Raw genomic sequence first — 21,949 nt, 5'->3', positions numbered from 1 at the left:
ACAATGTCGGGTGTTCATCGAACTGGTCACTCCGTCCGTCCAGCACGCGTTCGAAATCGTCGGGATCTTCGTCTTCGCGATATCCGGCGCACTGCTCGCGGTGCGCAAGAACTTCGACGTCTTCGGCATGGCGGTGCTCGCCGAGGCCACCGCGCTGGGCGGCGGGGTCTTCCGGGACCTGGTGATCGGCGCGGTGCCGCCCGCCGCCTTCGTCGACCTCGGCTACTTCTTCACCCCGCTCGTCGCCACCGTCCTCGTCTTCTTCCTGCATCCGCAGGTCGAGCGGATCACGCGGGCGGTGGGCGTCTTCGACGCGGCCGGGCTCGGGCTGTTCTGCGTCGAGGGCACCGTGAAGGCGCATCAGCACGGCCTCGGCCTCACCTCGTCCGTCACCCTCGGCATGGCGACCGCGGTCGGCGGCGGCGTGCTGCGCGACGTCCTCGCCCATGAGGTGCCCTCGCTGCTGCGCTGGGACCGGGACCTGTACGCCGTACCGGCCATCGTGGGCGGGTCCATAGCGGCGCTGCTCATCCACTTCGACGCGCTGACCGGCGCCACCAGCGCCCTCGCGGCCGTGGTGGCGTTCGTCACCCGGCTGCTGGCGATGCGGTACGGATGGCGGGCGCCGCGCGCGTGGAACCGCCGCAGCACGGCGACCGAGGAGATCTGACCTCTACATTCCCTTGCGGCTATATACCCTGCAAGCTATATTCACGCTCATGCCCATACCGTTCGACGTGCTCGCGGAGCCGAGCCGACGGCAGATCCTGGACCTCCTCCTGGAGCGCCCCCGCCTGGTCGGTGAGCTGACCGACCGGCTCGGGCTGACCCAGCCCGGCACCTCCAAGCACCTGCGCGTGCTGCGCGAGGCCGGGCTGGTGCGGGTCCGCCGGGACGCCCAGCGGCGGTGGTACGAGCTGTGCCCCGAGCCGCTGGCCGAGATCGACGCCTGGCTCGCCCCGTACCGGCGGCTGTGGACGGACCGCCTGAACGCACTGGAACGCCACCTCGACACGATGCCCGAAGTCCCTGACGGAGAAGAGCCATGAAGGACACCCTCAGCCAGACCGGCGGCGGACGCTCCGCCCTGCGCCTGGAGCGGCGGATCGCCCATTCCCCGGAGAAGGTCTGGCAGGCCCTGACCGACCCGGCCGAGCTGGCCCACTGGTTCCCCTCCGAGGTCCGGGTGGACCTCAAGGTCGGGGGCCGGATGGGCTTCGTCTTCCCCGGCCGGGAGGCCCCCGACATGGAGGGCGAGGTCACCGAGCTGGACCCGCCCCATGTCTTCGCCTTCACCTGGGGCGACGACCAGCTCCGCTGGGAGCTGCGCCCCGACGGGAAGGGCTGTCTGCTGACCCTCACCCACACCTTCGGCGACCGCTTCGGCGCCGCGAGCTTCGCCTCCGGCTGGCACGCCTGCATCACCGCCCTCGCCGCGCTGCTCGACGGCGCGAAGCCCGCCCCGGGCGACATGGCCGAGCTGCACGAGTCGTACGTCGAGGCGTTCGGCCTGGCCGAGGGCGCCGTGGAGACCACCGAGGACGGCGGCTGGCGGCTGCGCTTCGAGCGCCAGCTGGTCCGCCCCGCCGAGACGGTGTGGCAGGCCCTGGCCGGACAGACCGGCGAGGCGGGCCTCACGGTCGGCGGCTCCGTCCCCTTCGGATTCCGCACGGAGGGCGTCCCGGCGGGCCCGATCACCGAGGCCGAGGCGCCCCGGACGCTGTCCTACGACTGGGAGCGCGCCGGGCGCCCCGCAGGCCAGGTCCGCTGGGAGCTGGCCCAGGGCACCGGCCACGGCGCCCGTCTGATCCTCACCCAGACGGGCCCGCCGAACACGGAGGAGGCCCGAACCCAATCCCTCACCGCCTGGCGCCGCCACATCGCCCTACTGGCAGCCAAGCTCTTGCGGATGCGCGGCTGATCTCGCGGCGCCGTTCGGCCCTTGGGGGCCAGGATTTGGGGCTGGAGCCCGCCTGCCACCGCAACGTAGCCCTGCGGGTCGCCAAGCCCATCCGCCTGCACGGCCGGCAACGCGGCGCCCCGCGACGCGAGCGTCCGGCGTCCGCGCGGGCGAAATCCAGCCCGCCCGCGCGCGGCCGCACGCGTCGACTGGCGGCAGCGATAATCCAGCCCGTCCGGCGCTTGAGGACCGGGGCCCGGGGGCGCAGCCCCTGGCCGGGCCCGGGGTGCGGAGCCCCGGCGCGGGTCCAGGCGGGGTCCAGGGGCGGAGCCCCGGCGGGGGTGCGGGGGCAGAGCCCCCGACGTGGGGGGTCTGGGGCGGAGCCCCAGCGGGGGCCGGGGCGGGGCCCCCACGCGGCGGAGCCGCACATCGGATGCTGCGGGAAGGGGCGGGGTGGGGAATCGGCCCGCCGCAGGCGCAACGCACCCGCACCCTCACCCCTCGGCGAGGAACCCCGCCACCGCAGCCATCAGCTCCGCAGGAGCATCCTCCTGCACCAAATGCCCGGCGCCACCGATCAACCGCAACCGCGCCCCCGGAATCCGCGCGGCCAGCTCATGCCCATGAGCAACAGAGATCCACGCATCATCGACCCCCCAACACACCAGCACCGGAGGCTCAACCTCCCCATACCGCCCCGAGATCTCATCGATGAACCGCTGATCGTTCTGCGCGATCTGCCGATAGAAGGCGGGCTGCCCCACCTCCCCGCACCACGGCTCGACAAGCCGCTCCCACACCGCCGGGTGAAGCCCCGGCCCGCTCGCCGACCCGACATACTCCCGCACCAGCGCCCGATGCAGCGCCGCCGGCAGCCGCTCGAAGACCTCGGCGTTCCCGCCGAACAGCTGATAGGCGGCGGACCCGAAGGGCGGAAGGGCAACGGGATCGACCAGGGCCAGCCGCCGATAGCGCGCCCCATGCAGCAGATGCGCCCGCAGCGCGACACACCCGCCGAAGTCATGAGCGACAACGGTCGGTTCGGCCAGCCCCCAGTGGTCGAGCAGCTCGCGGAAGACCCGCCCCTGCGCAGCCAGCGAGACGTCCTGACCAGCCCGCTTCTCGGACGCCCCGTACCCCGGCATGTCCCAGACGAACACCCGCCACCGCTCGGCGAGCGCACGCGCGAAGGCCCGCCAGACGTACGAGGAGAACGGCGTGCCGTGCAAGAGCACCACCGGCGGCGCATCCGCCGCCCCCAGAACGGCCCAGCGAACCTCACCGGAGGCGCTGCGATACGTACGGTCCAGTTTCCAGTCGAGTGCCCAGTCAGCAGCTGTCATGAGTAAAACTCTAGACACTCCTTACCGAAGAAAAAAGCCCCCGCGCGCACCTCCGCGCCCCACACCCGGTACGGCCCGGCCCCACGGCTCGTAGAATCGAGCCCACCATGGTTTATCTCGACCACGCCGCCACCACCCCGATGCTTCCGGAGGCGGTGCAGGCGATGACCGCCCAGCTCGCCGCCACCGGCAACGCCTCCTCCCTGCATGCCGCCGGCCGGCGGGCCCGCCGTACCGTCGAGGAGTCCCGCGAATCCCTCGCCGACTCCCTCGGCGCGCGCCCCAGTGAGGTCGTCTTCACCTCGGGCGGGACGGAGGCCGACAACCTCGCCGTCAAGGGGCTCTACTGGTCCCGCCGCGACGCCGACCCGAACCGCACCCGGGTGCTCGCCAGCCCCGTCGAGCACCACGCCGTGCTCGACGCGGTCGACTGGCTCGCCGAGCACGAGGGCGCGCGGGTCGAATGGCTGCCGGTCGACGCGTACGGGCGCGTCCACCCCGACGCGCTGCGCGAGGCGATCGCCCGCGACCCCGCGGACGTCGCCCTCGCGACCGTCATGTGGGCCAACAACGAGATCGGCACCATCCAGCCGGTCCGGGAACTCGCCGACGTGGCAGCGGAGTTCGACGTTCCGCTGCATGCCGACGCGGTGCAGGCGTTCGGCCAGCTCGACGTCGGCTTCGCCGCCTCGGGCCTGTCCGCCATGACCGTCAGCGCCCACAAGATAGGCGGTCCGTACGGCATCGGCGCGCTGCTGCTGGGCCGCGAATACGCGCCCGTACCCGTCCTGCACGGCGGTGGCCAGGAGCGCCAGGTGCGCTCCGGCACCCTCGACGTCCCCGCCGTCGCCTCCTTCGCCGTGGCCGGTGCGCACGCCGCCGCACACCGCGAGGAGTTCGCGCGCGAGATCGGCGCCCTGCGCGACACGCTCATCACCGCCGTCCGCACCGCCGTCCCCGACGCCGTGCTCGGCGGCGACCCCGATCCGGCCGGCCGCCTCCCGGCCAACGCCCACTTCTCCTTCCCCGGCTGCGAGGGCGACTCGCTGCTCCTGCTGCTGGACGCGCGGGGTATCGAGTGCTCGACGGGCTCGGCCTGCACCGCCGGGGTCGCCCAGCCCAGCCATGTGGTGCTGGCCACCGGCACCGACGCGGACCTGGCGCGCGGCACCCTGCGCTTCTCGCTCGGCCATACGTCGACCAAGGCCGATATCGAGGCGGTGGCGGACGCGATCGGCCCGGCCGTGGAACGGGCACGCAGTGCGGGACTCAGCTGAGCCCCGCGGCTCGGCCAACCGAATAGTAACCGAAGAATTCCCGCTGTTCTCCCGAACATTTCAAATAATCCACGGAACATCAAGCTCCGCTTGAAAAGACAAAGATCCGTCGGCAAGGATCTACCCCGACAACGGGCCCGGCATGCACGGAAAGTGCGCGGGCTCCTTAAACGGGGAAAACGGGAGAATTGATGGTGCGGCGTTCGAGCCGAGTGGCCATAGCGGCCCTTGTGGTGGGCGGTTCGGTGTTCCTTTCCGCATGCGGGGGCAGTGAGGACGGGGGGAAGGACGGCGATTCGTCCTCACAGGGGGCCCAGGCCAAGACTCTCGGCAAGGTCAGCATGCCGAAAGTCACCAAGGACACCAATGTCATGGGTATGTGGGTGACCAACAAGAATTTCGTGAAGGGCGATATCGACAAGATCGTCGGATATTCCCCGGACGGCGCCAAGGTCCAGTGGACGGTAAAACTCGACGGGGAAATCTGCTGGGCGTCACCGCACACCACCGAGGACGGCCGCACCGCGGTGCTGTTCAAGGACGGTAAGGGCAGCGACGCGGAATGCACCCAGGTCGGCCTGGTCGATCTGAACAAGGGAAAACTGCTCTGGCAGAAGGAGGGGACGGACATCGAGGGCAACGACGGCGTCGACTTCGACGAGGTCACGATCAGCGGCAACACCGTGGCCGCCGGGGGCACCGGCGGCGGTGGTGCCTGGTCGCTCGACGGCAAGCCGCTGTGGAAGCCGGAGTACGTCGCGGACTGCGACGACGACGGCTACGCGGGCGGCGACGGCAAGCTGATCGCGCTGCGCGTCTGCAGCAGCGTGGAGTCCGGCACCGACAAGCTGGACATCCAGACCGTGGATCCCACCACGCGGAAGGTGCTGTCGTCCTACACGCTCGACGGCGAGTTCGAGCGCGCCCACGTCCTGTCCACCGCGCCCCTCGTCGTGGCCGCCGACACCGGCGACTCCGACGGCGGCTCGGGGGTCACCGACATTCTGACCATCGACGACAGCGCCAGGCAGGGCAAGCTGGTCAACTCGATCGACGTCCTGGCCAAGGGCTTCCAGCCGGACTGCCCCTCGGTCAACGTGGAGGGCTGCAAGGACCTGGCCCTCGACGAGAAGAGCAGCACCGTCTACCTCTCCTCCGAGGTGGACGTGGACGACGGCGGCCCCGGCGAGAAGATCACCGGCGTGAACTTCAAGACCGGCAAGGAGACCGGCAAGACGAAGATGGCGGAGAGCAGGTCGCTGACGCCCCTCAGCACCGAGAAGGACGGCTCGCTGCTCGCCTACCAGGGCAGCATGTACAGCGAGGCCGGCGGGGTCGTGCGCATCGACCCCAAGTCCTTCGCGATCAAGCCGATCCAGCAGAACCCGGCCTCCATGAAGAAGGTGGAGTCGGACCTGGAAATCTACGGCGACGCCAGGATGCTCTTCACCGACAAGAAGCTCTACATGGGGAGCGACACGGCGAGCAGGCCCTCCAGCGACAGCAAGGGCCGCCCGCTCGCCGTCGTCTTCGGCACCGCCTGAGCGACGTAGCCCCCGCGCTCACTTCGCGATCCGCACCGCCCGCACCAGCTCCAGATAGCGGTCCCAGTCCCAGTGGCGGCCGGGGTCGGTGTGGTCGGTGCCCGGCACCTCCGAGTGGGCCACGATGTGCTCGCGGTCCCTCCCCATTCCGTAGCGCTCGCAGATCGCCGCAGTCAGCCGGGCCGAGGACCGGTACATGGCGTCCGTGAAGTCCTGGGGCCGGGTCACGAACCCCTCGTGCTCGATGCCGACGCTGCGCTCGTTGTACGAGCGGTTGCCCGCGTGGAACGCCACGTCCAGCTCGCGGACCGTCTGCGCTATATGCCCGTCGCGGCGCACCACATAGTGCGCCGCGGCGCGGTGCCCGGGGTCCCGGAAGACCTTGAGCGCGTCGTCGTACGAGCCCTGCACGACATGGATCACCACCCGGTCCACCGCGTAGTCGTACGGCCGGTCGGCGCGCCGGTAGTTGGCCCCGGAGGCCGCCACCCAGTCCGCGCCCGGGTGGTCGACCGCGCCCTCCACGCGCGGCTGGTCCACCCCGGGCACGCGCCACCACAGCCGCTTCAGGTCGTCCCGCACCGCATATCCGCCGAGTCCGGCCGCGCCAAGACCGGCCGCCGTACCGCCCAGCAGCAGGGTGCGCCGGCTCACATGGCGGCGCACGCCGCCGTCGGTTTCGCTCACGCAGGCTCAACGCGCGGGCCCACGTGCACGGTTCCGCCGCCGCGGATGAAGCCGCGATCAGGCTGCCGATCATGGCGCGAACCGTATCCCGACGGGTAGCTGAATATTGAACCAACGGCGAGGATTCACCGGCACCGCGAGGTTCACGCACACCACGAGGAGCCGCCGTATGCGCATCGGGTTCACCCTTCCCCAATTCGGTGAGCTGGCCCACCACCCGCAGCACGCCGCACGGTTCGCCCGGCAGGCCGAAGCGCTCGGCGCGGACAGCCTGTGGGTCGGCGACCGGCTGCTCGCTCCGGTCGACCCGAAGGTCGGTTACGCCGGTACGGATGTGATCCCACCGGAATTCCGGGCCGTCCTGGACCCGTTCGCCCTGCTGGCCACCGCCGCCGCGGCCACCGAACGCGTCCAGCTCGGCACCAACGTCATCAACGCGCCCTGGTACGCGCCCGCGCTGCTCGCCCGCTCCTTCACCAGCATCGATCTGCTGAGCGCGGGGCGGCTGCTGGTCGGCCTCGGCACCGGCTGGTCGCCCGAGGAGTACGAGACGACGGGCATCCCCATGGACGAGCGCGGCCGCCGCCTCGACGAATGCCTGGACGTCCTCACCGCCTGGTGGACACAGAACCCGGTCGAGCACCGCGGCGAACACTGGACCGTGCCCGCCAGCCACATCGACCTCAAGCCCGCCGCCCGCCCCCGCCCACCGGTCTACCTGGGCGCCTTCGCCCCCGCCGCCCTCACCCGGGCCGCCCGGCGCGCCGACGGCTGGCTGCCGATCGCGCCCGTCGGCCGGAAGTACGCCGGGACCGACTCCATCGCCGCCCTCGCCCAGAATCTGGCCGGACTGCGGGAGACGGTCGAGCGGGAGGGGCGGGATCCGGCCCGCTTCGACGCGATCCTCCGGGTCAACCCCGATGACGATGCCTCGGTCGAGGACATCGCGACCACGATCACGCGGGCGGAGGGGGAGGCGGGCGTCGAGCACTGCTTCGTCGAGCTGTCCTATCTCGCCAAGGAGGCCGATCAGGCCCTTGACCTGGCACAACGAGTCCTGGAGCGGGCGCGCGCGAGCTGACCGATACCCACTTAGCCGCTTCGATCGAGGCGACTAAACTAGGGACGTTATGACTGACTTCCCCGGTGCGCCCATAGGTCCCCGCGACGGCCGTCGCCTGCGCGTCCTCGCCGCCATGTCCGGCGGCGTGGACTCGGCGGTCGCCGCCGCGCGGGCGGCCGAGGCGGGCCACGATGTGACCGGCGTCCACCTCGCCCTCTCCGCCAACCCGCAGTCCTTCCGCACCGGCGCCCGCGGCTGCTGCACGATCGAGGACTCGCGCGACGCGCGCCGGGCCGCCGACGTGATCGGCATCCCGTTCTACGTGTGGGATCTGGCCGAGCGGTTCCGCGAGGACGTGGTCGAGGACTTCATCGCCGAGTACGAGGCGGGCCGCACCCCCAACCCCTGCCTGCGCTGCAACGAGAAGATCAAGTTCGCCGCGCTGCTGGACAAGGCCCTGGCGCTCGGCTTCGACGCCGTGTGCACCGGTCACTACGCCACGGTCGTCCGGGGCGACGACGGCGTTCTGGAGCTGCACCGCGCCAGCGACATGGCCAAGGACCAGTCGTACGTCCTCGGCGTGCTGGACGAGCGGCAGCTCGCCCATGCCATGTTCCCGCTCGGCGACACCCTCACCACCAAGGACGAGATCCGCGCCGAGGCCGAGCGGCGCGGCCTGGCCGTCGCCAAGAAGCCCGACAGCCATGACATCTGCTTCATCGCGGACGGCGACACCCAGGGCTTCCTGGCCCGCCACCTCGGCACCGCAGAGGGCGACATCGTGGACGAGGGCGGCCACAAGCTCGGCACCCACGAGGGCGCGTACGGCTACACCATCGGCCAGCGCAAGGGGCTGCGCATCGGTCACCCGGCGGCCGACGGCAAGCCGCGGTACGTGCTCGACATCTCCCCGGTGAACAACACGGTCACCGTCGGTCCCGTCGAGGCCCTGGACGTCTCGGCGCTCACCGCCATCAAGCCCCGCTGGTGCGGCGCCGCCCCCACCGGCCCCGGCACCTACACCGCCCAGCTCCGCGCCCACGGCGGCGAGACCGAGGTGACGGCCGATCCGGTGGACGGCGAGCTGCGGGTGACCTTCGCCGAGCCGGTCCGCGGGGTGGCCCCTGGCCAGGCGATCGTGCTCTACGACGGCACCCGCGTCGTGGGCTCGGCGACCATCGCGGCGACGGAGCGGTCCCGTCCGGCCGCGCATCAGCTTTAACGCGAGTGAAACACCAGAAACTGGCATAAACGGTGTATTGCCGGATGGGTCGGTCTGTGCTACCTGGTATTTACATACAATTGGCCTCGTGGGTGGCATAGATCACGAGACTTCGGGGAGGCGCACATCTGGACACGGGTGTCGTCGTCCACTGTCTCAGCACCGGAGGTTTCGTTATTTCTGCGCGATCTGTCCAGAAATTCGGAGACAATCCATTCGAGGTCAGGGACACCGATCACTACACCGAGGAGTACGTACCAAGTTTCGTTGAAAAATGGGACTCGCTCATCGACTGGGAAAAGCGATCGGAAAGTGAGGGCACGTTCTTCATCGACCTCCTGCGGGAGCGTGGCGTAAAAACGGTCCTGGATGTCGCCACAGGGACCGGTTTTCATTCGGTGCGGCTTCTTGAAGCCGGATTCGAGACCGCGAGCGTCGACGGAAGCGCCGAAATGCTCGCCCAGGCGTTCGACAATGGGCTCAAGCACGGCGAGCACATCCTCCGCGTCGTCCAGGCCGACTGGCGCTGGCTCAACCGCGATGTGCAGGGTCAGTACGACGCGATCGTCTGCCTCGGCAATTCCTTCACGCACCTCTTCTCGGAGCGTGACCGGCGCAAGGCGCTCGCCGAGTTCTACGCGATGCTCAAGCACGACGGCATTCTCATCCTCGATCACCGCAACTACGACGCGATGCTCGATGAGGGCTACACCAGCAAGCACGTGTACTACTACTGCGGCGAGGACGTCGCCGTCGAGCCGGAGCACGTCGACAAGGGGCTGTGCCGCATGCGCTACAGCTTCCCCGACGAATCCGTCTACCACCTCAACATGTTTCCGCTGCGCAAGGACTACACGCGCCGACTCATGCAGGAGGTCGGCTTCCAGCGGATCGAGACGTACGGCGACTTCCAGCACACCTACCGGGAGGAGCAGCCCGACTTCTTCATTCACGTCGCGGAGAAGGAGTACATCGCGACGGACGACACGGTCGAGGAATACTCCTCGACCGTCGGCACCGCCCGCGACTACTACAACTCCTCCGACGCCGATGAGTTCTACTGGCGCGTCTGGGGCGGCGAGGACATCCACATCGGCCTGTACGACGGGCCCGACGAGCCGATCGCCGAGGCCAGCAGGCGCACCGTCGCACGCATGGCGGGCCGCCTCGACCTCACGCCGGACTCCCGCGTCCTCGACCTCGGAGCCGGCTTCGGCGGCTCGGCGCGCTATCTCGCCGAGACCTACGGCTGCCGTGTCACCGCCCTCAACCTCAGCGAGGTGGAGAACGAGCGGCACCGCGCGATCAACGCCGAGCGCGGGCTCACCGAGGTCATCGAGGTGATGGACGGCTCCTTCGAGTCCATCCCGCTGCCGGACAACAGCGTCGACGTCGTCTGGTCCCAGGACGCGTTCCTGCACAGTGGCAACCGCCGCCGCCCCCTGGAGGAGGCCGCCCGCGTCCTGCGCCCCGGCGGTCACATCATCTTCACCGACCCCATGGCGGCGGACGGCTGCCCGACGGAAACCCTGCGTCCCATCCTGGACCGCATCCACCTGGACACCATGGGCTCCCCGGACTTCTACCGCCACGAACTGGCCCGCCTCGGCTTCACCGAGGTAGGCGGCGGCTTCGAGGAGCACCGCAACCACCTCATCACGCACTACAGCCGGGTCCTGGAGGAGACCCGCCGCCAGGAAGATGAAGGCTTGGCGGAACACGTCAGCGCCGACTACCTCGCCCACATGAAGAAAGGTCTCACCAACTGGGTAGAGGGCGGTAAGAACAACCACGTGACGTGGGGCATCTTCCACTTCACCCGGTAACCCGGTTCATCCGGTACCCGGTACGGCCGGTGGCGGGCCCCAGCCCTGCCACCGGCCGCCTGTGGTTGCTCAGTACGTGTAGAGGGTCTTGGTGTCGAGCGTCATGTCGATCGGCTCACCGATCGGCACCGGCTCACCGAAGTCGGTCTCCAGCGATGCGCGGTAGTGATCCCCGTTGGGCAGCGAGTAGAGCAGGCACTTACCCACGATGGGGTTGACGATCAGGTAGTACGGGATCCCGGCGAGGGCGTACTTCTTCACCTTCTTCTCGGTGTCGTTCTCGGGATTGGACTCCGAGACGACCTCGACGACGAGGATGATCTCGTCGGCCGGGAACTGCTTCAGCCGCGTACCCCGGTAGGAGGGGTGGGCGACGGAGATGTCCGGGCGGAGGAGCGTCTTGCCGTGCCAGCCGTCGTAGACGGTGTCGACCTCGCTCATGACGAACCACTGGGACACGAGCTGGGAGGCGATGGTGAGGACCATGTTCCCGTGTGGGCTGCTGACCACGGTGCTGACGTAGACCTCTCCATCGATCATCTCGGCGTGGTAGTCCGGGAATGCCGCGTCGAATTCCTCGAAGCGCCGCATCTCTTCGGTCTGCACTGGGCTCTCCATCTGCGCTGTCATGGTGTGCCCGCCCCTCGTGATCCTGGCCTCTGCCAGGGTAGCTGTGCGTAGGCATCCCCGGACACAGTCGGAGCATCGTCACGTGCAGGTGTCATGCGGTCGTACCTCTTTCAGGCTGAAGCGTCGGTTCTCGTGGTCATGCGGCAAGTGGCGAGGGCTTGGCCGCCGCTTCGCGGCAATCGCGGCAGCGGCCCGGGCGGGGCGCGCGGAAGGGGCGGTCGCAGCCGTCACAGTCCTGGAAGGGGGCCGGGCGGGGCGGCGCCGGGTCGGCGGCAGGCGACGGCGGCCGCAGCGCGGCCAGGCGGTAGGCGAGCAGCCGGGCCGGACGGCGGTCGATGCGGTCGGGGAGCCCCGAGGTCAGCGCCTCAGCGATCTCGTACGGCCCGACCCCACGGTCCAGCCACTCCGCGACGGCGGGCGCCAGCGCGGCGGTCTCCCGCTCCGACAGGACGAGGCGTCGGTCCCGGTGACGCAGGGACCCGAGGACGGCGGCGGCGCGGGGATCGGGCGCCGTGGGCGCGCTGCCCGGTTTCGGATCCGGTTTCGGCTGCGGCCCCGGCTCCGGCCCCGGTTCCGGCTCCGCGACGGGCGGCGGCGCGTCGCTCTCCGTACGGCCCGGACGGCCCGGCGCGTCGTACACGAACGTCCGCGTCACGATCCGCCCACCCGGCCCCCGCTCGACCCTCCGCTCCAGCCAGCCTTCCGCCTCCAGCTCGTTGAGCGCGGCGGAAATCCGGGCCCGGCCCTCCCTGAAGTGGGCGCAGAGCGCGTCGATGCGGATGGATGCGCCGTCGGGCAGCGACAGGATGTACGCGGCCACCCCGACCGTCACCGCACTGCCCGCCCGCTGGGCGAGCCTGTTCGAGAGCACGGTGAAGTTGGCGGTGTGCCGGGTGCGAATGTGGGTGACGCCGGACGCGTGAGCGTCGGCGCGAGCGCGCAGGGGCGCACTAGACTGCGTATCAGCCATCGGGAAGGTTTGCGCTTCCTAGTTTGGTCAGGCCCTCGTCTCGGGATGGCAGTCCCGGCGGGGGCCGACGTCTGTGTGAGGTTGTTGCCGCGAGACTAACCCGACCCTTGGCATATTCGCGCCCAAGTCACCCGATGGGGTGATGAGTTGGGCGGGTGGGTGGGTGGGGAGTTCTCTGCCAGGGTTCTTTGGTAGGTCCCCGCGCCACCGGATGCCGGTTGCCCGACACCTGGCTCCACCCCACCGGATGTCTGCCACCCGGCGTCCGGCGCGGCCGGTCGTGGGTAGTGCCCGGCTCGGGCAAACCATCGAGGTGGCGCCGTTCCACTCGTTGCTGTCGTCGCCTCTCGTTGCGCTGCCCTACCGAGGCTGAGTATTGTCCCGGCCCTCACAGGAGGCCCCTATGACCACGCAACCGATAGATTCCGCAGGGCCCCTCGTGCCGATGCCCGCGATGACGCGGGAGGCTCTGCGGGAGGCTGTGCGTCACATAAGGCCACTCAATCTCGCGCAATTTGATCGTGAGCTGGGAGAAGCGTTCGATCAATCGGTGCAGACCGGTTCAATTGGGTGGATGAGGGGCTTTCTCGTTAAATGGGCGACCTTCGTCGCCATCGAGCGCTGGCCCTCTCGTGCTGCTGCCCTTCGGGAGGCCGAGGGCGTCGTCGACGATCCTTCGGCGGATGAGGGCGTGGTCCGGCAGGCACAGCGGGAGATCGCCCGGATTCTCGGCGAAGCCCAACGCGAGGCCGGCCTGTGACAGGTGGCTCCGATGGGCAGGACTCCTGGTCTGCGGAATATGCGACAGACGAGGAATATGAGACAAGAGGGCTTCCGCCGGAGGCTCGGGCGGAAATCGATGCGGTTGTCCGGGGGCGGAAGATTCCGCACTCATCCCGCTCACTCCTTGGACCGCACCCCGGTTCCGGCTTGTTGACCGGTGGATCACGACGCCGCCTGCCTGGAGTCCACTGTCCTCGTCCGGGCAGGAGCCGAGCATGGCCGAGCCCGGCACCACACGGAAGGCGGACGGCGAAGTCCGTCGGCATCGACACCGCACTTCCGGCCGCCGTGCGGGCCCACTACCACCGGGCCATCGAGGACGGCCACGGCACCGACAGCTGGACCCGCATCATCGACGGCATCCGCGCCCCGCGCGCGCACGCCTGAGCGGCGGCCGGGTCAGAGCAGTCGGCGGATGTCGCCGCGGACGCGGTAGAAGCCGCCGCTCGCCGCGTGCAGGGTTTCCACGACATAGCGCGCCCCGGGCTCCCGTATCGCGCGCGGGAACTGGACGTTCCAGGACGGGTCGTAGCCCTCGGACACCACGTGCACCCGGACGCGGCCACCGTCCTGGACGCACTCCACGACGATCGACCCGGCCGGGGCCTGGGCGACACTGGCCACCGCGTCCACGGCCGTCGCCGGTGCGTAGGTCGGCAGGGCGGCGGCGAGCTTGACGTCGCGCACCGCCGGGACCGTGCCTTGGTGCGCCGCCGAGATCGCCGCCTCGCTGGCGTCCACGCACACCAGCGAGCCGTCCGTGGTCACCAGGTACAGCCGGTTCTCGTGGTACTGCATCGACAGCGCCGAGCCGCCGCCCGTGCCGAGCTTCCACAGGCGCGTGCCGTCCTGGTCGAAGCAGTAGACGGACGACGCCGAGTCACCGGCGAAGACGAACCGCCCACTGGGCGAGGTGGCGCACGAGTACACCGCGCCATCGCAGGCATAGGTGGCCTCGACCGCGCCGGTCGCCTTCGACAGCCGCTGGACCACGTGGCGCCCGGTCCCCGCGTACACGCTGTCGGCCTCCTGCCAGCCGAACAGGACGCTGCCGGTGGTGGGCGTGTGCCACAGCTCGCGGCCGCCGTCGGGTGCGTAGGCGGTGACGCCCTTGCTGTGGCCGTGGTAGACGGCCCGGTCATCGGCACGGACCATCCAGGCGCTGCTGCCCTGGCTGCGGCGGGCCCATTGGTGCTCGTCCTCGTGGTCGATGACGGTGAGCCGGCCATCCTGGTCCGAGACGTTCAGGACGCCCTCATGGATGTCCAGCCAGAAGATGTCGATGTCGGCCGCGATGTCGTACGCCGCGAACGGCAGCTTCGAGGACAAGTCGTAGACCTTGCCGTCGTCACAGCCCGCGTAGATCCAGAAATCGTCGGCGACCAGGCACTTCACCCCGTCCGGCAGGTTGTAGCGAGCGAGGACGTCACCGGTGTGGTCCAGGGTGAAGACGTCCCCCGCCTGGTTGCCGACCCAGCACCGCTCGTCGTCCACATGGATGCCGAACGCGGACGAGCCGGTGCGGAACCGCCACAGCACGGGCGCGACGGCGCGGGCGGTGGAGGGGGCGGAGGTGACCTGGCGCCGGGTCACCGCGCGCGGGGCCCGCTGCCCCTGAACGGCCGGGGCGTACCCCTTGCGGGCCTTCTCCCCGACCTTCTTCGCGGCGGCGGCCTGCGCCTTCGCCGCCGTCGCGAACGTCGTCGTCTGCGTCTGCCCGGCGGCGCCGATCCGCCCGTACCGCACCGTCACCACCAGGCCGTCGACGGTGACCTCGTAGAACTTGTGCGCGCCTTCGCCTTCCTGCGACAGCTCCAGATACGTCGTCGACACGGCAGACCCCTCCCCAGGACGGACCCGCCGCCTTGTCGGCGGGTTCCACTGCCTCAGACCGTAGGAGGGGCCACTGACACTCAGCGGGCGGCGGCGAAGGCGACGAAGGCCGCCCAGGCGGGTGCGGGGACGGTGAGGGCCGGTATCGCGGTGTCCTTGGAGTCGCGGATGTGCACGGCGTCGGGGCACGCGGCCACCTCGACGCAGGCTTCGCCTTCACCGCCGCTGTAGCTCGACTTGCGCCACTCGACGGCGACTTCGACGCATGCTTCGCCTTCGGCGCCGCTGTAGCTGCTCTTGAACCAGACCAGTTCGGAGTTCACTTGTCTCCTGCCAACAATCGCTGGATGAAGGCCACCGATGCTTCGGGGTCCAGGGCTTGCGACTGGATCGTGCCATAGCGATGGCTGAGCACGCTCACGTCTTCGGCGTCCGGTAGGAAGTAACTACCCTGTTGGCCTTCGACGTAGCCGATGGTCTGGTGCACCGGCGTTTCCAGCAGGACAAAGGGCCCTGCGACACCGGCGTTGGTCTCCCGGGAGTTCGGCATGACCTGTAGCTGAAGGTTGTGGAGGTCGGCGCACTTCAGCAGGTGGCGCAGTTGCTCCTTCCATACCTCCGCGCCGCCGATCACCTTCCGCAGCACTGCCTCCTCCAGTACGAAGGCCAACCTGGGGGCGGGCTTGCGGTGCAAAAGCTGCTGCGTCGCCAAGCGCGTCTGGACGGCGGCCTCGATCTCCTCCTCGTCCAGGCTGGGGCGCAGGGAACGCAATACTGCCCGCGCGTAATCATCGGTCTGGAGCAATCCGTGCAGGATGTGGGTGCAGTACACGTAGAGCGACAGCGCCTGGGCCTGCAACTCGCGGTACTCCTGCGTCCATTCCGGCGGGCCGTCCTGCCAGAGCAGCTTCGCTGCCTCCATCAGCAGCCCCTGCGCGGCCAGTGCCTCGTCCACCGCCACCACATACGGCGGCTTCGGCACCCGCTCGCCGCGCTCCACCTTGGCGATCATCGACTCCGTATAGGGAATTCGCTTCTCCAGGTCCTTCATGGTCCATCCGAGCCGTTCCCGCATCATGCGGGACTGCGCTCCGAAGACCTTCGCGGCAAGTGACGGCTTCTTCTTCGGCCGGGTCATCGCTTCCCCTCCCCATCGCACAGATCGGACAGTCGTGGAGCGGTGACGCACCGTTACGACCATTCCCGCGACCAGGCTAGACGCGACCTGTGAAAGTAGGCACATGTCACACGAAGTCACCTCCCCAACGGGTCTCCGCTTGCTACCCTGGTCGACCCCTGACGGCCGCCCCTGCTATCTCTCCACGGACGGGAACGGCCCCGTATCCGCCCTCGCCGACGAGGTCGAGGCCATGCAGCTCTCCACCGGCGACGAACTGCTGACGCACGCTCGCGCGATGCTCGCCGACCCGAAGGTCCCGCTCGGCGAGTTCCGCTTTCTCTCCGCCCGGCTCGCCGAGGCCCTGCGCGACGCGCTCCGTGTGGCGCGGAGCCGTGAGACCGTGCGGCCCGGCTCGTAGGGTGACGGGCATGAATATCTGCGTCTTCTGCTCCGCCGCCGACCTCGACGACCGCTACACCGCCCCGGCGCGGGAGTTCGCCGAGCTGATCGGCAAGGGTGGGCACACGCTCGTGTGGGGCGGGTCGGACGTCGGGCTGATGAAGGTCATGGCCGACGGGGTGCAGGAGCACGGCGGGCGGCTGGTCGGGATCTCCGTGGAGTTCCTTTCGGCAAAGGCCCGGGAGGGCGCCGACGAGATGGTGGTCACCAAGGACCTCGCCGAGCGCAAGGCGCAGCTGCTCGCCCGGGCCGACGCGGTCGTGATCATGGTGGGCGGGACCGGGACGCTGGACGAGGCGACGGAGATCCTGGAGCTGAAGAAGCACGGCCTGCACATCAAGCCGGTCGTGCTGCTGAACGCGGCGGGGTTCTACGACGGTCTCAAGCTGCAGTTCCAGCGGATGGAGGAAGAGGGCTTCCTGCCGGTCCCGCTGAGCGACCTGGTGCACTTCGCGGAGAACGGCGCGGAGGCCATGACGTACCTCGAATCGGTCTGATCAGGCGCGGGCTTCGGCGGCGGCTTTCAGGTCGCGCAGCCACTGTTCGAGGCCGGCGCCGAGAGCTTCCGTCGCGGTGGGGACGTCGGCTTCGACCTGGGCACCGGTCCAGGTCTCCTCGGTGTGGACGCGCACGCCTCCCTTGACCTTGGTGAACGTCCACAGATGGACACCCTCGTCGATGCGCAGCCCCTCACCGATCGCAGGTCCCTTCCACAGGATGCAGGAGCCGCGCTGGAGTTGGCGGACGGTGGAGGTGATGTTCAGGGTGGTCCCGGGCGTCGTGGGGGTGGCGGGCGCCGGGGTGGTCCACCGGAAGCGCGAACCCTTCCGCAGGGGGCCCGGGTCGAGGCGCTTCATGGTGAGGACGGGGGGCTGCCAGGCGGGCCAGCGCTCCACGTCGGTCTGCAGCTTCCAGACGGTGCTCAGGGGCGCCTTGATCACGGTGTCGGTTCGGTGGCGGATGAGCGCGGCGGGGTCGACGCCTTCTCCACGGCAGGTGGATGAGGTGCCGGGGTGCGCGGTCTGCGCGTGAGTGGGGGCTGCGACCCCGAGGACGCAGGCGACGGCGAGCGGGATCACGGCGGATAACGGGCGAATGCGCGGCATGGGTCCTCCGAACCGGTGAGGCATTCTTGCGTATGTGAGAAGTTCTAACGCAGGGTCGGTCGGAGTGTCAATGGATTTCGTAAGAGCCTCAAACCAAAGGGTGAAGATCTAGCTCTGGGGAAGGTGCGGCAAGCTGGGGGCATGGGAACGCATCTGATCACTGGGGCAGGTTCGGGCATCGGCGCGGCGGTCGCCGAGCGGCTGACCGAGCGGGGCGACGAGCTGTGGCTGCTGGCGCGGGACGCCGGGCGGGCGAAGGAGCTGGCCGGGCAGTTCCCGGGGGCGCGTACGGTCGTCGGCGACCTGGCGGACCCGGAGAAGTTGTCGTGGGCGCTGAGCCACCAGACCCTGCCCGACCGGCTCGACTCGCTCCAGCACATCGCGGGTGTGGTCGACCTCGGCGAGATCGGTGAGCTGACCCCCAAGGCGTGGAACCGGCAGCTCGCTGCCAACCTCGTCGCGCCCGCCGAGCTGACCCGGCTGCTCCTGCCGCAGCTCCGGCTGGCGCAGGGGCATGTCATCTTCGTCAACTCCGGCGCGGGGCTGCGCGCCAACGCCCAGTGGGGGGCGTACGCGGCCAGCAAGCACGGGCTCAAGGCCCTCGCGGACGCGCTGCGCTGGGAGGAGAGCGGCAACGGGGTGCGGGTGACGACCGTCTACCCGGGGCGCACGGCGACGCCGATGCAGGTGAAGGTGCATCAGCAGGAGGGCAAGGAGTACGACGCGGAGCGCTGGATCGCCCCCGAGACCGTCGCCACGACCGTCCTCACCGCCCTCGACCTGCCGCACGACGCGGAGATCACCGACCTCCAGGTCCGCCCGCGCGGTTGAAGCGGGACCACCCCATAGGCTTTTGGGGTGAGCGAGACGAAGAAGCACAGCTGGGGCGCGGGAGCCGCGACCGGCATCGGGTCGATGCCGGGCGAGGACGCGCGGGAGGCCGCGAAGACCGTCACCGGGTCGCTGGAGGCCCTGCCGTATCTGCCGGAACTGCCCGCGCGGGGGCCCGGCGCGGACATGATCGGGCGGACCGCCGGGATGCTCGTCGAGGTGTACGCCCATGTGGAGCCGAGCGGCTGGCGGATCAGCGACCGGCCGGGGCGGGACACCCGGCGGGCGCGGTCCTGGCTGGGGGAGGACCTGGACGCGCTGGAGGAGTTCACTCAAGGGCACCGCGGGGCGCTCAAGGTGTCGGCCGTCGGGCCGTGGACGCTGGCCGGGAGCCTGGAGCTGCGGAACGGGGAGGTTGCGCTGAGCGACCCGGGGGCCTGCCGGGATCTGACGGCCTCGCTGGCCGAGGGGGTGCGCGCGCACCTCGCGGAGGTGCGCCGCAGGGTGCCCGGCGCCGAGGTGGTGCTGCAGCTGGACGAGCCGTCGCTGACGGCGGTGCTGACCGGAACCGTCCGTACCGCCAGCGGCTACCGCACCCACGCCGCGGTGGACCGGGGCGTGGTGGAGGGCGCGCTGCGGGATCTGGTGGCGGCGGCGGAGGCGCCGGTGGTGGTGCACTCGTGCGCGCCGGGGGTGCCGTTCGCGCTGCTGCGGCGCGCGGGGGTGAGCGGGGTCTCGTTCGACTTCTCGCTGCTCACGGAGCGTGAGGAGGAGACGATCGGCGAGGCTGTGGAGGGAGGAACGGCGCTGTTCATCGGCGTCGTCCCCGGCATCGACACCGCGTTGTCGGACCCTGCCGGTAGCGTCGGGGGTGTCAGGACGCTGTGGCACAGGCTGGGGCTGTCGCCGGGGACTCTCGCGGAGTCCGTGGTGATCACGCCGTCGTGCGGACTCGCGGGCGCTTCGCCCGCGTACGCGCGCGCCGCGCTGGCCCACTGTGTCCGGGCGGCGAGATCGCTCGCGGACAACCCTGAGTGACTGGGAGGACGACACGGTGGCCGGCGAACAGCAGTCGAAGGTGCCCACGGAGGCACGGGATGAGCACGCCAAGATCGCGGAGCAGGTCGAGGAGCACCGCTTCCGGTACTACGTGAAGGACGCCCCGATCGTCAGCGACGCGGAGTTCGACAGGCTCCTGCGCAGACTGGAGGCGCTGGAGGAGGAGCATCCCGAGCTGCGGACCCCCGATTCGCCGACCCAGAAGGTCGCGGGGGCGTACGAGACGGAGTTCACCGAGGTCGCGCACCGCGAGCGGATGCTCAGCCTGGACAACGCGTTCGACGACGACGAGCTGGGGACCTGGGCGGACCGTATCGCCAAGGAGCTGGGCAGCGGCGCGTACCACTTCCTGTGCGAGCTGAAGGTGGACGGCCTCGCGGTCAACCTCACCTATGAGCACGGGCGGCTGACCCGCGCGGCGACCCGTGGCGACGGGCGCACCGGCGAGGACATCACCCCCAACGTGCGGACCATCGCCAAGATCCCCAACCGGCTGACGGGCGACCGCGTTCCGGCGCTGGTGGAGGTGCGCGGCGAGGTCTTCCTGCCCCGCAAGGCGTTCGACGAGCTGAACGCGCGGCTGGTGGAGGCGGGCAAGCCGCCGTTCGCCAACCCGAGGAACGCGGCGGCGGGTTCGCTGCGCCAGAAGGACCCGAAGATCACCGCCAGCCGGCCGCTGGACATGGTGGTCCACGGGATCGGCGCGCGCGAGGGCTTCGCCATCGACCGGCTGTCGCAGGCGTACGAGCTGCTGCACGAATGGGGGCTGCCGACCGCGGCCCACGGCAAGGTCGTGGACTCGATCGAGGACGTGCGCGCATACATCGCGTACTACGCGGACAGCGGGCACCGACACTCGGTCGAGCACGAGATCGACGGCGCGGTCATCAAGCTGGACGAGATCCCGTTGCAGGGGCGCCTCGGCTCCACCTCGCGGGCGCCGCGCTGGGCGATCGCGTGGAAGTTCCCGCCCGAGGAGGTCAACACCAAGCTGGTCGACATCCGGGTGGGTGTGGGGCGCACGGGGCGGGTGACGCCTTATGCGGTGGTTGAGCCGATCACAGTCGCGGGCTCGGAGGTCGAATTCGCGACACTGCACAACCAGGACGTAGTCAAGGCCAAAGGTGTGCTGATCGGTGACACCGTGGTGCTGCGTAAAGCGGGCGATGTCATTCCGGAGATCCTGGGTCCGGTCGTCGATCTGCGGGACGGCAGTGAGCGCGAATTCGTGATGCCGGTCAAGTGCCCGGAGTGCGATGAGCCTCTCCAGCCGGCCAAGGAGGGGGATGTCGATCTGCGGTGTCCCAACAGCCGGTCGTGCCCGGCGCAGCTGCGCGAGCGGATTTTCTATCTCGCGGGGCGGAAATCCCTGGACATCGAGAACCTCGGTTATGTCGCCGCGGCCGCCCTCACCCAGCCGCTGGAGCCCGCCGAGCCGCCGCTGACGGACGAGGGCGATCTGTTCGATCTGAAGATCGAACAATTGTTGCCCATCCGGTCGTATGTGATGGACCCGGACAGCGGGCTGCCCAAGCGCGATCCGGAGACGGGGGAGGAGAAGGTCGTCACCTTCTTCGCCACCCAGAAGGGTGAGGCGAAGAAGAACGCCCTGGCGATGCTGGCCAATATCGAGGCCGCCAAGCAGCGACCGCTGGCCCGGATCATCACCGGCCTTTCGATCCGTCATGTCGGCCCGGTCGCGGCCACCGCGCTGGCCCGCGAATTCCGCTCCCTGGACCGGATCGCCGAGGCCAGTGAGGAGGAGCTGGCGGCCACCGAGGGCGTCGGCGGAATCATCGCCACCTCGGTGAAGGACTGGTTCGCCGTGGACTGGCACCGCGAGATCGTGGAGAAGTGGCGGCGCGCCGGGGTGCGCCTGGAGGAGGAGGCGGGCGAGGACACGGGCCCGCTGCCGCTCAAGGGGCTGACCGTGGTGGTCACGGGCACGCTGGAATCGCACACCCGGGACGGTGCCAAGGAGGCGCTACAGAACCGTGGTGCGAAAGTCACCGGCTCTGTTTCGAAAAAGACCGATTTTGTGGTCGTCGGCGACAATCCCGGATCGAAGTACGACAAGGCCATGCAGCTGAAGGTCCCCGTGCTCGATGACGACGGATTCGGCGTCCTCCTCGAACAGGGCCCCGACGCCGCACGCGAGGTCGCCGTAACGCCTCCGGAGGAGTCCGAGGGAGAGGCCGACACGAAGGCCGCGAAGAAGTCCGAGGGGTAGTCAACTCGGTGACGAGGAGTAGTCCCACCACCCGTCCGGCGCAGTAGTCCGGCCATCTTGGACGCC

23 protein-coding genes are annotated in these 21,949 nt (G+C 69.7%); 15 read left to right on the top strand and 8 right to left on the bottom strand.

What is annotated here, in order from left to right; all coding sequences use genetic code 11:
* The first annotated feature begins 10 nt into the window (after positions 1-10).
* From ACH4SI_RS31965 to ACH4SI_RS31955, 3 genes are read left to right on the top strand one after another with little or no spacing between them, the layout of a single operon-like run.
* Entirely contained in the window at positions 11-670 is a 660-nt protein-coding gene (locus tag ACH4SI_RS31965; RefSeq protein WP_398301841.1) for a trimeric intracellular cation channel family protein, read from the top strand.
* Between the two features lie 49 nt (positions 671-719).
* A complete protein-coding gene (locus tag ACH4SI_RS31960) occupies positions 720-1,049 on the top strand; it encodes an ArsR/SmtB family transcription factor (RefSeq protein ID WP_398301839.1) in 330 nt (109 codons plus the stop codon).
* Positions 1,046-1,921 carry an SRPBCC family protein gene (locus ACH4SI_RS31955; protein ID WP_398301837.1) on the top strand — a complete coding sequence of 292 codons (876 nt, stop codon included), beginning with the start codon at positions 1,046-1,048 and terminating at the stop codon, positions 1,919-1,921. The genes ACH4SI_RS31960 and ACH4SI_RS31955 overlap by 4 nt, the downstream gene beginning before the upstream one ends.
* Before the next feature lie 473 nt (positions 1,922-2,394).
* Here ACH4SI_RS31955 and ACH4SI_RS31950 read toward each other — a convergent pair whose 3' ends face one another.
* Entirely contained in the window at positions 2,395-3,243 is an 849-nt protein-coding gene (locus tag ACH4SI_RS31950; RefSeq protein ID WP_398301835.1) for an alpha/beta fold hydrolase, read from the bottom strand.
* A 107-nt stretch (positions 3,244-3,350) separates the two neighbouring features.
* Here ACH4SI_RS31950 and ACH4SI_RS31945 point away from each other — a divergent pair, with 107 nt between their 5' ends.
* A complete protein-coding gene (locus ACH4SI_RS31945) occupies positions 3,351-4,520 on the top strand; it encodes a cysteine desulfurase family protein (protein ID WP_398301833.1) in 1,170 nt (389 codons plus the stop codon).
* A 341-nt stretch (positions 4,521-4,861) separates the two neighbouring features.
* Positions 4,862-6,064 (top strand): PQQ-binding-like beta-propeller repeat protein, encoded by a 1,203-nt coding sequence (locus tag ACH4SI_RS31940; protein WP_398301831.1) that lies wholly within the window; start codon positions 4,862-4,864, stop codon positions 6,062-6,064.
* 18 nt (positions 6,065-6,082) lie between these two features.
* On the opposite strand, the gene ACH4SI_RS31935 is transcribed toward ACH4SI_RS31940, so the two are convergent.
* Positions 6,083-6,751, bottom strand: coding sequence for an N-acetylmuramoyl-L-alanine amidase (locus ACH4SI_RS31935; protein WP_398301829.1), 669 nt, complete (start codon positions 6,749-6,751; stop codon positions 6,083-6,085).
* A gap of 169 nt (positions 6,752-6,920) precedes the next feature.
* Between ACH4SI_RS31935 and ACH4SI_RS31930 the strand changes: the two genes are divergently transcribed.
* From ACH4SI_RS31930 to ACH4SI_RS31920, 3 genes are all read left to right on the top strand, one after another.
* Positions 6,921-7,832, top strand: coding sequence for a TIGR03619 family F420-dependent LLM class oxidoreductase (locus ACH4SI_RS31930; protein ID WP_398301827.1), 912 nt, complete (start codon positions 6,921-6,923; stop codon positions 7,830-7,832).
* Positions 7,833-7,881: 49 nt separating this feature from the next.
* Positions 7,882-9,036 carry a tRNA 2-thiouridine(34) synthase MnmA gene (gene mnmA, locus ACH4SI_RS31925; protein WP_398301825.1) on the top strand — a complete coding sequence of 385 codons (1,155 nt, stop codon included), beginning with the start codon at positions 7,882-7,884 and terminating at the stop codon, positions 9,034-9,036.
* A 338-nt stretch (positions 9,037-9,374) separates the two neighbouring features.
* A complete protein-coding gene (locus ACH4SI_RS31920; RefSeq protein WP_398301886.1) occupies positions 9,375-10,862 on the top strand; it encodes a methyltransferase domain-containing protein in 1,488 nt (495 codons plus the stop codon).
* Between the two features lie 69 nt (positions 10,863-10,931).
* Here the strand turns inward: ACH4SI_RS31920 and ACH4SI_RS31915 are convergent, their stop codons facing one another.
* Both ACH4SI_RS31915 and ACH4SI_RS31910 read right to left on the bottom strand, forming a co-directional pair.
* Positions 10,932-11,468, bottom strand: coding sequence for a Uma2 family endonuclease (locus ACH4SI_RS31915; protein WP_398301823.1), 537 nt, complete (start codon positions 11,466-11,468; stop codon positions 10,932-10,934).
* A gap of 160 nt (positions 11,469-11,628) precedes the next feature.
* A complete protein-coding gene (locus ACH4SI_RS31910; protein ID WP_398301821.1) occupies positions 11,629-12,462 on the bottom strand; it encodes a hypothetical protein in 834 nt (277 codons plus the stop codon).
* 403 nt (positions 12,463-12,865) lie between these two features.
* Between ACH4SI_RS31910 and ACH4SI_RS31905 the strand changes: the two genes are divergently transcribed.
* Both ACH4SI_RS31905 and ACH4SI_RS31900 read left to right on the top strand, forming a co-directional pair.
* A complete protein-coding gene (locus ACH4SI_RS31905) occupies positions 12,866-13,222 on the top strand; it encodes a hypothetical protein (protein WP_398301819.1) in 357 nt (118 codons plus the stop codon).
* Complete coding sequence (locus ACH4SI_RS31900; RefSeq protein ID WP_398301817.1) at positions 13,219-13,632, top strand: hypothetical protein; 414 nt, start codon at positions 13,219-13,221, stop codon at positions 13,630-13,632. The genes ACH4SI_RS31905 and ACH4SI_RS31900 overlap by 4 nt, the downstream gene beginning before the upstream one ends.
* 12 nt (positions 13,633-13,644) lie before the next feature.
* Here ACH4SI_RS31900 and ACH4SI_RS31895 read toward each other — a convergent pair whose 3' ends face one another.
* The 3 genes from ACH4SI_RS31895 to ACH4SI_RS31885 all read right to left on the bottom strand — a co-directional run bounded on the left by ACH4SI_RS31895 (position 13,645) and on the right by ACH4SI_RS31885 (position 16,216).
* Positions 13,645-15,078 (bottom strand): WGR domain-containing protein, encoded by a 1,434-nt coding sequence (locus tag ACH4SI_RS31895; protein WP_398301815.1) that lies wholly within the window; start codon positions 15,076-15,078, stop codon positions 13,645-13,647.
* An 80-nt stretch (positions 15,079-15,158) separates the two neighbouring features.
* A complete protein-coding gene (locus ACH4SI_RS31890) occupies positions 15,159-15,401 on the bottom strand; it encodes a DUF397 domain-containing protein (RefSeq protein WP_398301813.1) in 243 nt (80 codons plus the stop codon).
* Positions 15,398-16,216: a helix-turn-helix transcriptional regulator gene (locus ACH4SI_RS31885; protein WP_398301811.1), complete on the bottom strand. Its 819-nt coding sequence runs from the start codon at positions 16,214-16,216 to the stop codon at positions 15,398-15,400. The genes ACH4SI_RS31890 and ACH4SI_RS31885 overlap by 4 nt, the downstream gene beginning before the upstream one ends.
* Before the next feature lie 139 nt (positions 16,217-16,355).
* Here ACH4SI_RS31885 and ACH4SI_RS31880 point away from each other — a divergent pair, with 139 nt between their 5' ends.
* Positions 16,356-16,616 (top strand): hypothetical protein, encoded by a 261-nt coding sequence (locus tag ACH4SI_RS31880; RefSeq protein WP_398301810.1) that lies wholly within the window; start codon positions 16,356-16,358, stop codon positions 16,614-16,616.
* A 10-nt stretch (positions 16,617-16,626) separates the two neighbouring features.
* A complete protein-coding gene (locus ACH4SI_RS31875) occupies positions 16,627-17,154 on the top strand; it encodes a TIGR00730 family Rossman fold protein (RefSeq protein WP_398301808.1) in 528 nt (175 codons plus the stop codon).
* Here the strand turns inward: ACH4SI_RS31875 and ACH4SI_RS31870 are convergent, their stop codons facing one another.
* On the bottom strand, positions 17,155-17,763 hold the full coding sequence (locus tag ACH4SI_RS31870; protein ID WP_398301806.1) for an SRPBCC family protein: 609 nt from the start codon (positions 17,761-17,763) through the stop codon (positions 17,155-17,157).
* Between the two features lie 141 nt (positions 17,764-17,904).
* On the opposite strand from ACH4SI_RS31870, the gene ACH4SI_RS31865 reads away from it, so the two are divergent.
* From ACH4SI_RS31865 to ligA, 3 genes are all read left to right on the top strand, one after another.
* Positions 17,905-18,594, top strand: a complete 690-nt coding sequence (locus ACH4SI_RS31865) for an SDR family oxidoreductase (protein ID WP_398301804.1) — start codon at positions 17,905-17,907, stop codon at positions 18,592-18,594.
* Positions 18,595-18,678: 84 nt separating this feature from the next.
* The gene (locus ACH4SI_RS31860; protein WP_398301884.1) at positions 18,679-19,632 is read left to right on the top strand and encodes a methionine synthase; all 954 of its coding nucleotides are present in this window, start codon (positions 18,679-18,681) and stop codon (positions 19,630-19,632) included.
* Positions 19,633-19,648: 16 nt separating this feature from the next.
* Positions 19,649-21,883 (top strand): NAD-dependent DNA ligase LigA, encoded by a 2,235-nt coding sequence (gene ligA, locus ACH4SI_RS31855; RefSeq protein ID WP_398301803.1) that lies wholly within the window; start codon positions 19,649-19,651, stop codon positions 21,881-21,883.
* Positions 21,884-21,949 lie beyond the last annotated feature (66 nt).

This window comes from Streptomyces sp. NPDC021212, assembly GCF_044332925.1.
Lineage (GTDB): Bacteria > Actinomycetota > Actinomycetes > Streptomycetales > Streptomycetaceae > Streptomyces.
Note: the sequence above shows the minus strand (reverse complement) of the source record. Positions and strands in the feature narration are given on the sequence as shown.

Bases quoted from the DNA above. Each gene is read 5' to 3' on its own strand.
- ACH4SI_RS31950 (WP_398301835.1), bottom strand. From the start codon at position 3,243: ATGACAGCTGCTGACTGGGCACTCGACTGGAAACTGGACCGTACGTAT.
- ACH4SI_RS31940 (WP_398301831.1), top strand. From the start codon at position 4,862: ATGCCGAAAGTCACCAAGGACACCAATGTCATGGGTATGTGGGTGACC.
- ACH4SI_RS31875 (WP_398301808.1), top strand. From the start codon at position 16,627: ATGAATATCTGCGTCTTCTGCTCCGCCGCCGACCTCGACGACCGCTAC.
- ACH4SI_RS31955 (WP_398301837.1), top strand. From the start codon at position 1,046: ATGAAGGACACCCTCAGCCAGACCGGCGGCGGACGCTCCGCCCTGCGC.
- ACH4SI_RS31885 (WP_398301811.1), bottom strand. From the start codon at position 16,216: ATGACCCGGCCGAAGAAGAAGCCGTCACTTGCCGCGAAGGTCTTCGGA.
- ACH4SI_RS31945 (WP_398301833.1), top strand. From the start codon at position 3,351: ATGGTTTATCTCGACCACGCCGCCACCACCCCGATGCTTCCGGAGGCG.
- ACH4SI_RS31870 (WP_398301806.1), bottom strand. From the start codon at position 17,763: ATGCCGCGCATTCGCCCGTTATCCGCCGTGATCCCGCTCGCCGTCGCC.
- ACH4SI_RS31960 (WP_398301839.1), top strand. From the start codon at position 720: ATGCCCATACCGTTCGACGTGCTCGCGGAGCCGAGCCGACGGCAGATC.
- ACH4SI_RS31905 (WP_398301819.1), top strand. From the start codon at position 12,866: ATGACCACGCAACCGATAGATTCCGCAGGGCCCCTCGTGCCGATGCCC.
- ACH4SI_RS31930 (WP_398301827.1), top strand. From the start codon at position 6,921: ATGCGCATCGGGTTCACCCTTCCCCAATTCGGTGAGCTGGCCCACCAC.
- ACH4SI_RS31910 (WP_398301821.1), bottom strand. From the start codon at position 12,462: ATGGCTGATACGCAGTCTAGTGCGCCCCTGCGCGCTCGCGCCGACGCT.
- ACH4SI_RS31865 (WP_398301804.1), top strand. From the start codon at position 17,905: ATGGGAACGCATCTGATCACTGGGGCAGGTTCGGGCATCGGCGCGGCG.
- mnmA (WP_398301825.1), top strand. From the start codon at position 7,882: ATGACTGACTTCCCCGGTGCGCCCATAGGTCCCCGCGACGGCCGTCGC.
- ACH4SI_RS31860 (WP_398301884.1), top strand. From the start codon at position 18,679: ATGCCGGGCGAGGACGCGCGGGAGGCCGCGAAGACCGTCACCGGGTCG.